A 10971-nucleotide genomic window follows, 5' to 3' on the forward strand; every position below is an offset into this window, starting at 1 on the left:
CGGGCAGGTGTCCCCCGAGCGAGCGCGGTCAGCCCAGGCCGAGTTCGCGGGCGATGAGCATGCGCTGGACCTCGCTGGTGCCCTCGCCGATCTCGAGGATCTTGGCGTCGCGGTAGAAGCGGCCTACGGGGAACTCGTTCATGAAGCCGTAGCCGCCGAAGATCTGGGTGGCTTCTCGGGAGTTGTCCATGGCGGCGTTGGAGGCGACGAGTTTGGCGATGGCGGCCTCGCGCTTGAAGGGCTGGCCGCGCAGCATCTTGGCGGCGGCGGCGTAGTAGGCGAGGCGGGCGGTGTGGACGCGGGTCTCCATGTCGGCGATCTTGAACTGGATGACCTGGTACTCGCCGATCTTGCGGCCGAAGGCCTCGCGCTCGCGGACGTACTTGAGCGACTCGTCGACGCACCCCTGGGCGAGACCGACCGACAGCGCCGCGATGGCCACCCGCCCCTCGTCCAAAGTGGACAGGAACTGGGCGTACCCGCGGCCGCGCGCGCCGAGCAGGTTCGCCTCCGGCACCCGCACGTCGTCGAAGGCGAGTTCGTGGGTGTCCGAGGCGTTCCAGCCGACCTTGGAGTACTTCTTGCCGACGCTGAAGCCCGGGGTGTCCGACGGGACGATGATCGTCGAGATCTCCTTGCGGCCATCGGCCTTCACGCCGGTCACCGCGGTCACCGTGACGTGCGAGGTGATGTCGGTGCCCGAGTTGGTGATGAACGCCTTCGAGCCGTTGATCACCCACTCGCCGCCGTCGAGGCGGGCCGTGGTCCGGGTCGCCCCCGCGTCGGAGCCGCCGCCGGGCTCGGTCAACCCGAAGGCGCCCAGGCGTTCACCGGCGGCGAGTGCGGGCAGCCAGCGCTGCTTCTGCTCGTCGGTGCCGAAGCGGTACAGCGGCATCGCGCCGAGCGACACCCCCGCCTCCAGGGTGATCGCGACCGACGAGTCGACGCGCGCGAGTTCCTCCAGCGCCAGGCACAGCGCGAAGTAGTCGCCGCCCATGCCGCCGTGCTCCTCGTCGATGGGCAGGCCGAACAGGCCCATCGCGGCCATCTTGGCGACGATCTCGTACGGGAACTCCTCCCGCTCGTAGAAGTCGCCGATGACCGGGGCGACCTCCTCGCGGGCGAACTCCTGCACGGTCTTGCGCAGCGCCTCGTGCTCCTCGGGCAGGGTCAGGTCGATCACGTCAGTCCTCCGATGGGGTTACCACGGCAAGGGTCTGGTTCAGCGCGACCTGGTTGCCCGCCTGCACCAGCAGTTCGGAGACCACACCGTCGACCTTCGCGGTGATGGTGTGCTCCATCTTCATCGCCTCGACGACCAGCAGCGGCGCGCCCGCGACCACCCGCTCGCCCGCCGAGACCTTCACGACCAGCACCGTGCCCGGCATCGGGCTGGTGATCGGCCCACCACCGCCCGCGGCGGCAGCCGCACCCTCCAGAGTGGAGCGCTCGGCAACAGCCCAGGTGCGGCCCTCGGCGGCCAGCCACAGCGTCTCATCGTCCAACGCCCTGGCGTACCGCAGGTTCCGGCCACCATAGGTCACCAGCAGCGAGCCGTCCACAAGCGACACGGAGGCGTCCACAACGGACCCTTCCCCCACCTGGACCCGCGCCGAAGCAGGCGATCCGGTCACCAGGACGGTCACGTCCCGGTCGCCGCAGGTCAGCCGGAACGGGATCGCGGCCGCCCGCCCGACCCGCCACCCGCTGGGCACCGACCACGGGTCGACCACGCCGTCAGCGGGCTGCAAGGCCAGCAGCTCGTCCAGCGCCGCCGCCGCGAACACCTCGTCCGGCACCGGCTCGGCCCTGGTCAGCTCGTCCAGCCGCCGTTCGACCAGCTGCGTGTCGAGCCTGCCCGCGCGCACGTCCTCGTCGGCGAGCAGCGCCCGCAGGAAGGCGATGTTCGTGCCCACCCCGAGCACCGCGGTCGACGCCAGCGCCGCGGACAGCCGGTCGATGGCCTGCGCGCGGTCGGCGCCCCAGGTGATCACCTTGGCCAGCATCGGGTCGTAGTCGGAGCCGACGACGGATCCGGGCAGCAGACCGGAGTCCAGCCGCGCCCAGTCCGCTGTGGACGACCGCACGCCGAGCACGCGCCCGCCGGTGGGCAGGAAGCCGGTGCTCGGGTCCTCGGCGTACACCCGGGCCTCGACCGAGTGCCCGCGCAGCACCACGTCGTCCTGCGTGAGCGCCAACGGCTCCCCCGCGGCGACCCGGATCTGCTGCTCGACCAGGTCGAGCCCGGTGACCTGCTCGGTGACCGGGTGCTCGACCTGGAGCCGGGTGTTCATCTCCATGAAGAAGAACTCGTCGGGCCGGTCCGCGGAGACGATGAACTCGACGGTGCCCGCGCCGCTGTAGTCGACGGCCTTGGCCGCGTCGACCGCCGCCGCGCCCATCCGCGCCCGGGTGGCCTCGTCCAGCAACGGCGACGGCGCTTCCTCGATGATCTTCTGGTGCCGCCGCTGGAGGCTGCACTCGCGCTCACCGAGGTGGATCGCGTGCCCGTGCGAGTCGGCCAGCACCTGGATCTCGATGTGCCTGGGCCGCAGCACGAAGCGTTCGATGAGCAGCGTCTCGTCGCCGAAGGACCCGCGGGCCTCACGCCGCGCCGACTCGATGGCCGCGCGCAGCCCATCCCCCGACTCGACCAGCCGCATGCCCTTACCGCCACCGCCCGCGGACGGCTTGAGAAGCACCGGGTAGCCGATCTCCTCCGCAGCGGCCACCAGATCGTCGTCAGACATACCTGGCTGGGTACGCCCAGGAACGACAGGCACCCCGGCAGCGCTAACGGTCAGCTTCGCCCGGATCTTGTCGCCCATCGCGTCGATGGCGGACGCGGGCGGCCCGATGAAGACCAGCCCCGCGGCCGCGCAGGCCCGCGCGAACTCGACGTTCTCGGCGAGGAACCCGTACCCCGGGTGCACCGCCTCGGCGCCGGACTCCACCGCGGCCGCGACGACCTTGTCGATGGCCAGGTAGCTCTCACGCGCGGCGGCGGGCCCGATGCGCACGGCCGTGTCGGCCTCGCGCACGTGCCGGGCGCCCGCGTCGGCGTCGCTGTAGACCGCGACCGACCGGATGCCCAGCCTGCGCAGCGTGGTGATGACCCGGACGGCGATCTCGCCCCGGTTCGCGATCAGGACACTGGAGAACATGCTCACATCCGGAAGACGCCGTAGCGGACAGGTTCCAGTGGCGCGTTGGCCGCGGCCGACAGCGCCAGGCCGAGCACCTGGCGGGTGTCGGCGGGGTCGATGACCCCGTCGTCCCACAGCCGGGCGGTCGAGTAGTACGGGTTGCCCTGCGCCTCGTACTGGTCGCGGATCGGCGCCTTGAACGCCTCCTCGTCCTCGGCCGACCAGTCGCCGCCGCCACCCTCGATCTGGTCGCGGCGCACGGTGGACAGCACGGACGCGGCCTGCTCGCCGCCCATCACGCTGATCCGCGCGTTGGGCCACATCCACAGGAAGCGGGGCGAGTACGCGCGGCCGCACATCGAGTAGTTGCCCGCGCCGAACGAGCCGCCGATGACGACGGTGAACTTGGGCACCCGGGCGCACGCGGTCGCGGTGACCATCTTCGCGCCGTGCTTGGCGATGCCGCCTGCCTCGTAGTCGCGGCCGACCATGAAGCCGGTGATGTTCTGCAGGTAGAGCAGCGGGATGGAGCGCTGGTCGCACAGCTCGATGAAGTGCGCGCCCTTCATCGCCGACTCGGCGAACAGCACGCCGTTGTTGGCGACGATGCCGACCGGGTGGCCGTGGATCCGGGCGAACCCGGTGACCAGGGTCGAGCCGTACTCCTTCTTGAACTCGCGGAACCGGCTGCCGTCCACGACCCTGGCGATGACCTCGCGCACGTCGTAGGGGGTGCGCGAGTCGGTGGGCACGACGCCGTAGAGGGTCGACGGGTCGACCGCGGGCTCCTCGACCGGGGCGACCTCCCACGGGCGCGGGGCGCGCGGGCCGAGGGTGCTGACGATGGACCGGACGATGCGCAGCGCGTGGGCGTCGTCGTCGGCGAGGTGGTCGGTGACGCCGGAGACCCGGGAGTGCACGTCGCCGCCGCCCAGTTCCTCGGCGGTGACGACCTCGCCGGTCGCGGCCTTCACCAGCGGCGGGCCGCCGAGGAAGATCGTGCCCTGGTCGCGCACGATGACGGCCTCGTCGCTCATCGCCGGGACGTAGGCGCCGCCGGCGGTGCACGAGCCGAGCACGGCGGCGATCTGCGGGATGCCCTTGGCGGACATGGTGGCCTGGTTGAAGAAGATCCGGCCGAAGTGGTCGCGGTCGGGGAACACGTCGTCCTGCTTGGGCAGGAACGCGCCGCCGGAGTCGACCAGGTAGACGCAGGGCAGGTTGTTCTGCAGCGCCACCTCTTGGGCGCGCAGGTGCTTCTTGACCGTCATCGGGTAGTATGTGCCGCCCTTGACGGTGGCGTCGTTGACCACGACCACGACCTCGCGGCCGGACACCCGCCCGACGCCGGTGATGACCCCGGCCGCGGGCGCGTCGTCGCCGTAGAGGCCGGTCGCGGCCAGCGGGGAGAGCTCCAGGAACGGCGACCCGGGGTCGAGCAGCGAGTCGACCCGGTCCCTCGGCAGCAGCTTGCCCCGGCCGACGTGCCGGGCGCGCGCCTTCTCCGGCCCGCCGAGCGCCGCCTGGTCGAGGCGCTCCCGCAGGTCGTGCACCAACTCGTCGTGCGACGTGACGTTGCGCTGGAAAGCCTCGTCCGCCGGATCCACGGCACTGCGCAACCTGGGCGCGTCCATCCCGCTCCTCGCGCTGTTAGCCACCGTTAACTGCCTCTCGAATGTTAGCGCTCGCTAACACCCAGGTCCAGCGCGCGGCCCGGTTGCTCCGTCCGGCCCTGTCCCCAGGGGGTGCCTCCATGGTGGGACGCCCGGGCGGGGCGCACCGGCCGCGCACCCGAACGGGCGATGGGGTCCGGACACGGCGGAGGGGCCGCCCGAGCGCCGGGCGGCCCCTCCGTGAGTCCGATCAGGTGTGCGCGGTCAGCCGGTGACGGCGCGGAGCGCGGCGTAGTAGCCGCTGTTCTGGCCGGTGGTGTTGGGGTGGTAGGACTCCTCGACCGGCCAGGTGACGCTGTTGAGCCAGCGGGTGCCGGAGGCGCAGATCTCGTGGTTGGTGAAGGTGGTGCGGGTGTCGACGAAGGTGAAGCCGAAGGCGGCGGCGCGGCCCGAGGTGACCGTGGCCAGGACGTCGGCGGACTGGTTGATGGCGGCGCGCTTGGTCTCACTGAGGCCGACGACGCAAGAGCCGCTGGTCTTGTAGATGCGCGGGTAGCCCAAGACCACGACGCGGGCCGAGGGGGCGCGGTCGCGGATAGCGCGGTAGACCGAGTCGAGCCTGCCCGGCAGCGTGGTGCGGGCGAAGTTCTGGGCGGTCTGGTTGCGGCTGACGCAGGCCGAGTCGGAGCTGAGGTTGCACTCGGTCATGACGTTGGCGAACCCGGCGTCGTTGCCGCCGATGGAGATGGTGACCAGCGCGGTGTCCGAGGTGACGGACCCGACCTGGCCGTTGAGCACGTCCTGGGTCACCGCGCCGGAGCAGGCGGCGAAGGTGAAGGCGGACGGGGCGTGCGAGTTGGCCCAGAGCTGGGGGTAGGCGTTGGCACTGCGCTTGCACGAGCCGCTGCTGCCGTAGCTCCCGGCACCGAGACCGGACGAGTAGGAGTCACCGAGTGCGACGTACTTGCCGACGGCGGCTGAGGCGGGGGTGGCCAGGCCGACCAGGGCTAACACGGCCAGGACGACGATGGGCAGGGTCTTGGGGACACGCATTAGAGGCCTCCGGGGCAGGGAGGGATTCCCGACAGGATCATCACTACCAGCCACCGGGCGAACACGGAACTGCTCGGTAACTTATTCACCCTTGCCACTTGGTGAACGCCATCCGGTTAGTCACCGCTAACCCCCTACACCCCCCTGCCATACGATGAACTGGTGTCACCAGCAGCGGAGCCCGTCGCGGACAAGCCGAGCAGGCGGGAGCAGATCCTCGCGGCGGCGGCGGAGCTGTTCGCAAGACACGGGTTCCACGGGGTGGGCATCGACGACATCGGCTCGGCGGTCGGCATCTCCGGCCCCGCCCTCTACCGGCACTTCCGGTCCAAGGACGCGATGCTCGGCGAGATGCTCACCTCCATCAGCGAGGTGCTGCTCGACGGCGGCCAGTCCCGGGTCGGCGCGGCCCGCTCGCCGCACGACACCCTGGGCGACCTGGTGCGGTTCCACGTGGACTTCGCGCTGGACAACCCGGCGCTGATCACCGTGCAGGAGCGCAACCTGGGAAACCTCACCGACCCGGACCGGCGCAAGGTGCGCGGGCTGCAGCGCCGCTACGTCGAGCTGTGGGTCGAGGTGGTCCGGTCCGCGGTGCCCGAGACCGAGGAGCCGACCGCGCGGGCGCAGGCGCACGCGGTGTTCGGCTTGATCAACTCGACCCCGCACAGCAGGCACCTCGACCGCGCCCAGATGGCCGACCTGCTCACCGGCATGGCCTTAGCAGCCCTCGTGCAGTAATACTCTCTCCCGCCACCCGGCATCGTCCCCGACCTGGCGGCGAACCGTCCCGGTAACTCACGCCACTCGCCCGCAAGGGTCTGGACCACCTCCCACCTGGGGGGATGGCGTCACCTGACCGGCAGGGTCCCACCAAGTCGAACGTCCCTGTCAGGGCAAGACGTTCGGCTCCTGTCCGGCTACCCTGTCGGGTGAGTAACCTTCCGGTCACCGAGCGGTGAGCAGACCAAGTGACGGGCGGCGACGGTGAGCGTGCCGGGGATGGACCGGGCTGGCGCGGACGCGACCAGCTGGGTCCCGGATGGGATCGACCTGGAGCGGCCGAGCGCGGCGCGGCTCTACGACTACCTGCTCGGTGGCGCGCACAACTTCGCCCACGACCGGGAGCTGGCGGAGCGGTTCATCAAGGCACAGCCCAACGGGCGCGAGATCGCCAGGCACAACCGGTCGTTCCTGCGGCGCTCGGTGCTGATGCTGGTCGAGCTCGGGGTGCGCCAGTTCCTCGACCTCGGCTCCGGCATCCCGACCGTGGGCAACGTGCACGAGATCGCGCAGACCGCCGACCCGACCTCGCGGGTGGTCTACGTGGACTACGAGGAAGTCGCCTACGCCCACAGCATGATGATGCTGGCCGACAACCCGCTGGCGACCATCGTGCAGGCCGACCTCACCCGCCCGCAGGACATCCTGGACGCGCCGCAGACCCGCGAGCTGCTCGACTTCGACCAGCCGATCGGGCTGCTGATGGCCGGGGTGTTCCACTTCGTGGCACCCGAGAAGGACCCGGCGCGGCTGGTCGCGCAGTACCGCGACGCCATCGCCCCCGGGTCGTACCTGGCGTTCTCCCAGTTCACCAGGGACCTGATGCCGACCGAGATGGACCGCATCGTCGAGGTCATGAAGTCGAGCAGGGACCCCATGTACCCGCGCTCGCACGCCGAGATCACCGCCCTGTTCGCCGGGTTCGACCTGGTCGAGCCGGGGATCGTGCCGACCGCGCTGTGGCGGCCCGACCTGGGCTTCGACGACGGCGGCGACCCGAACCGGGCCGGGATCTACGCGGGCGTCGGGCGCAAGCGCTGACGCCATGAGCCATGCCTGACCCAGCCCAAGACCTCGACGGCGACCACGCGGGCCTCATCGGCGCCTGGATGCGCGTCGTCGCCGCCACCGCCTACGTGCCCAGGTCGTCGACCGAGGTGCGCACCCTGCTCACCGCCCTGCTCGGCAGGCTGACCGACGCGCTCGCCGGGTCCGATCCGGACACCTCGGTCGGACCGCGGGTCGGCGAGCTGATGGTCGAGGGGGCGCTGACCGGGGAGAGCACCCTGGAGGGCTCCCTCGGCGTGCTGGCCGACGGGCTCACCGACGCCGGGCACGGCGCGCGGCCGGTGGCCAGGCTGCTCGCGTCGGTCTCCGCCGGGTACGCCGCCGCGCTGCGCAAGCGGACGCTGGCCCAGCAGGAGAACATGAAGCTGGCGCTGCTGACCGCCAAGCAGCGCGCCGAGCGGGACCGCCGGGCCACCGAGAGCCGGTTCCGGGAGGTGTTCGACGCGGCCGCGGTCGGTATCGCGATCACCGAGCTGGACGGCACGTTCCTCGAGACCAACCCCGCGCTGGCCACGATCCTGGGTCGGCCGACCGAGGACCTGCGGCAGCGCACTCTGGTGGAGTTCATCGCCGACGACGACGAGCCGCCGCTCGTGGTCGGTGAGGCTGACCGGCGAAGAGTGATCAGACCTGGTGGTGACACCGCGTGGGTCTACCTGACGACGTCAATGCTCAGAGACGACAACGGGGTCGCGCGCTACCGGGTCACGATGGTCCAAGATCTCAGTGAGATCCAGCTGCTCGGCAACCAGCTGAGCCACCAGAGCCTGCACGACGCCTTGACCGGGCTGCCGAACCGGATGCACTTCGAGTCGCGGCTGGAAGCGATGCACGCGCAGACGCCACCGGAGCGGTTGCTCACGCTGCTCTGCCTTGATTTAGACGCGTTCGCACTGGTCAACACCACTTATGGACACTCCACCGGTGACCGCGTGCTGCGCACCGTGGCCAACCGGCTCACCGCGGCGGTCTCGGCTAAGAAGGCGTTGGTCGCGCGTATCGGTGGTGACGAGTTCGCGGTCCTGATCGCGCACGAGAGCCCTCCGCCGCCGGTGTCGACGCTCGTAAGTGCGCTAGAGGTCGAATTGTCCGAACCGGACTATGACGGCGGTGGCGTCGGCCTCGCCGTTAGCGCTACCACCGGCGCGGTCCGTTGCACCAAGGCGGAGATGTCCGCGACCGAGATGTTCCGGGCCGCTGACGCTGCCCTGCGGTACGCGCGGTCGCTGGGCAAGCACCAGTGGGCCGAGTTCGACGCCCACGCCGACCGGGCCGCGCGCAAGCTCGGCACGCTGGCCACCGGACTGCCCGCCGCCTGGGAGAACGGTGAGCTGAGCATCGCCTACCAGCCGGTCGTGCGGCTCGCGGACCTCACCCCGGTCCGGGTGCGGGCGCTGGCCCACCTGCCGACCGACCGCGACGCCGCCGAACTCGCCGAGCTGACCGGCCTATCGGTGCCGCTCGGGCCGTGGCTGCTGACGCGCTCAGCCGAGCACCTGGACCGCTGGCTGGCGCGGTTCGAGCCGGTCGTCGACGAGGACGAGGCCGTGCACCGGGTGCTGCTGTCGCCGACCCAGTCCGCCGACGCCGACCTGTCGGCCACAGTCAACGCGGTGCTCGGCGCGACCTGCGCGGCCCCCGGCTCCCTGGAGATCGGCCTGGACACCGCCGCGGTCCTCGGCTGCCGCGGCGACGCCCAGGACAACCTGCGCACTCTCAGCGACATCGGCGTCATCACCGCGGTGCACGGGTTCACCGCGGTGCACGGGTTCACCGGAGGACCCCGCGAGGTGGCCATGGTGGAGCGGTTCGGCGTGCGGACGGTGATCCTGTCCGACCCGTTCGAGGGCTGGCGCCCCGACTGGCTGCCCCGCGAGGCCGTCCCGGTCCGGGCCACCGTCGAGCTGATCGCGGCACTGCGCTCGGCGGGCGCCTCCGTCGGCGTGCTCGGCGTCCGCGACCACGCCGAGGCCACCTGGTGGGCCGAGCAGGGCGTCCGCACAGCGGAAGGTCCGGCGTTCGGCCGTCCTGGCGGGGTGGACGACATCGCCCCCGCGCGCGGGTGAACCCCCAACCACCGCTCACCGCCAACTGAGCGACCGACCTCCCCACGCGGCGGCCCGCTATTGCAGGATGAGGGACGTGGACGAGTCCGACCCGGCGCGCAGGCAGCGCCTCACCAACGCCGCCGCGGGCGCCCTGGCCGCCATGCGCGCAGGCGAGGACGACGGTGCCCTGGACCGGGTAGCCGCCGCCGTCCAATCAACCCCCAACAGCCACGTCGACGCCCGAGAACTGATGCTCCTCCTCTTCCACGAGTGCAGCGCCATGGTCTCGGCCCTCGGGTCCGGCGGGACCACGCCGGTCAAGATGCAGGTGTACGACGACGACGGGCACGAGGTTCCGATCGACGAGGCTGATCCGCCGGTGCGCACTGCGGTGCGGACGTTGTTGGCGCAGGTGCACGGGGATACGGATGGGGCGAAGGCGCAGATCGAGATCGCGTTGACGAACGCGGCGCCGGAGGAGATGGCTACGTTGATGGTGCAGGCGTTGCGGTGGACTTTGCGGTTGTCGGAGGAGTGCGTTAGTCGGGGGTTGGCGGTGCCTTCTTGGGTGCGGGAGGAGTGAGGGGCGCTTGATCTTGTGGGTGGGGGTTGTCCACAGGGTGATTGCTTGCTCTGCCCGGTTTGTCGGTGGCTCTCGGTAAGCTGTATATCGGGGGGTGCTTGGAGGAGTTTGATCTTGTGGGGGCCGGTTGTCCACAGGGTGGCTGCTCGCTCGGCGCGGTTTGTCGGTGTGCGCCGGTAAGCTGTGTATCGGGGGCTGCTTTGAGCGGTTTGATCTTGGGCTGCGGGTGTTCCGGCTCTCGTGCTCGCCTGCGGCGTCGACGGTGGACGGCTCGCCTTCGGCATTGCGTAGGGGCGCGAGTTTCGAGCTGTGCTCGATGGGGCGAACTTGTTTTGCGCGGGGCCTTGGCCTCAATTGGTCGATGCGCCGGTGTGGGATGATCTTCGTGGTCGAGTGATCGGAGATCGTGTTTGGTGGCGTGTCGTGTGGTGTTGGGTTTTGACGAGCGGGAGACGATCTCGCGGGAGTTGCGGGCTGGGCGGTCTTTCCGGTTTATTGGGAGGGTGTTGGGGCGGCATCATTCGGTGGTCGCGCGTGAGGTGGCTCGTAATGGTGGTCGTGTCGCTTATCGGGTGTGGGTGGCGCGTAAGCGCGCGAGGGTGATGCGGGCGAGGCCGAAACCGCGGAAGCTGGAACGAGCGGGTCGGTTGCGGGATTATGTGGTGGCGGGGTTGAAC

Annotated in this window: 9 protein-coding genes; 5 read left to right on the forward strand and 4 right to left on the reverse strand. The window is 70.6% G+C overall.

What is annotated here, in order from left to right:
- Nucleotides 1-28 precede the first annotated feature (28 nt).
- The 4 genes from BMY07_RS08425 to BMY07_RS08440 form a co-directional block, all read right to left on the reverse strand.
- Nucleotides 29-1183 carry an acyl-CoA dehydrogenase family protein gene (locus BMY07_RS08425; protein WP_092775999.1) on the reverse strand — a complete coding sequence of 385 codons (1155 nt, stop codon included), beginning with the start codon at nucleotides 1181-1183 and terminating at the stop codon, nucleotides 29-31.
- A gap of 1 nt (nucleotide 1184) precedes the next feature.
- Nucleotides 1185-3164, reverse strand: a complete 1980-nt coding sequence (locus BMY07_RS08430; RefSeq protein WP_092776001.1) for an acetyl/propionyl/methylcrotonyl-CoA carboxylase subunit alpha — start codon at nucleotides 3162-3164, stop codon at nucleotides 1185-1187.
- A 2-nt stretch (nucleotides 3165-3166) separates the two neighbouring features.
- Nucleotides 3167-4780, reverse strand: coding sequence for a carboxyl transferase domain-containing protein (locus BMY07_RS08435; RefSeq protein ID WP_092776003.1), 1614 nt, complete (start codon nucleotides 4778-4780; stop codon nucleotides 3167-3169).
- A gap of 243 nt (nucleotides 4781-5023) precedes the next feature.
- The gene (locus BMY07_RS08440) at nucleotides 5024-5812 is read right to left on the reverse strand and encodes an SGNH/GDSL hydrolase family protein (RefSeq protein ID WP_092776006.1); all 789 of its coding nucleotides are present in this window, start codon (nucleotides 5810-5812) and stop codon (nucleotides 5024-5026) included.
- 159 nt (nucleotides 5813-5971) lie between these two features.
- On the opposite strand from BMY07_RS08440, the gene BMY07_RS08445 reads away from it, so the two are divergent.
- The 5 genes from BMY07_RS08445 to BMY07_RS36150 all read left to right on the forward strand — a co-directional run.
- The gene (locus BMY07_RS08445; protein WP_425426249.1) at nucleotides 5972-6553 is read left to right on the forward strand and encodes an SACE_7040 family transcriptional regulator; all 582 of its coding nucleotides are present in this window, start codon (nucleotides 5972-5974) and stop codon (nucleotides 6551-6553) included.
- A 261-nt stretch (nucleotides 6554-6814) separates the two neighbouring features.
- On the forward strand, nucleotides 6815-7636 hold the full coding sequence (locus tag BMY07_RS08450; RefSeq protein ID WP_092776012.1) for an SAM-dependent methyltransferase: 822 nt from the start codon (nucleotides 6815-6817) through the stop codon (nucleotides 7634-7636).
- 11 nt (nucleotides 7637-7647) lie between these two features.
- A complete protein-coding gene (locus BMY07_RS08455; RefSeq protein ID WP_092776015.1) occupies nucleotides 7648-9729 on the forward strand; it encodes a diguanylate cyclase domain-containing protein in 2082 nt (693 codons plus the stop codon).
- 67 nt (nucleotides 9730-9796) lie between these two features.
- The gene (locus BMY07_RS08460; protein ID WP_425426245.1) at nucleotides 9797-10294 is read left to right on the forward strand and encodes a hypothetical protein; all 498 of its coding nucleotides are present in this window, start codon (nucleotides 9797-9799) and stop codon (nucleotides 10292-10294) included.
- A gap of 428 nt (nucleotides 10295-10722) precedes the next feature.
- Nucleotides 10723-10971: helix-turn-helix domain-containing protein (locus tag BMY07_RS36150; protein ID WP_425426246.1), on the forward strand; the 249-nt coding region annotated here is incomplete at its 3' end.

The organism is Actinokineospora terrae, assembly GCF_900111175.1.
In the GTDB taxonomy this organism is placed as follows: domain Bacteria; phylum Actinomycetota; class Actinomycetes; order Mycobacteriales; family Pseudonocardiaceae; genus Actinokineospora; species Actinokineospora terrae.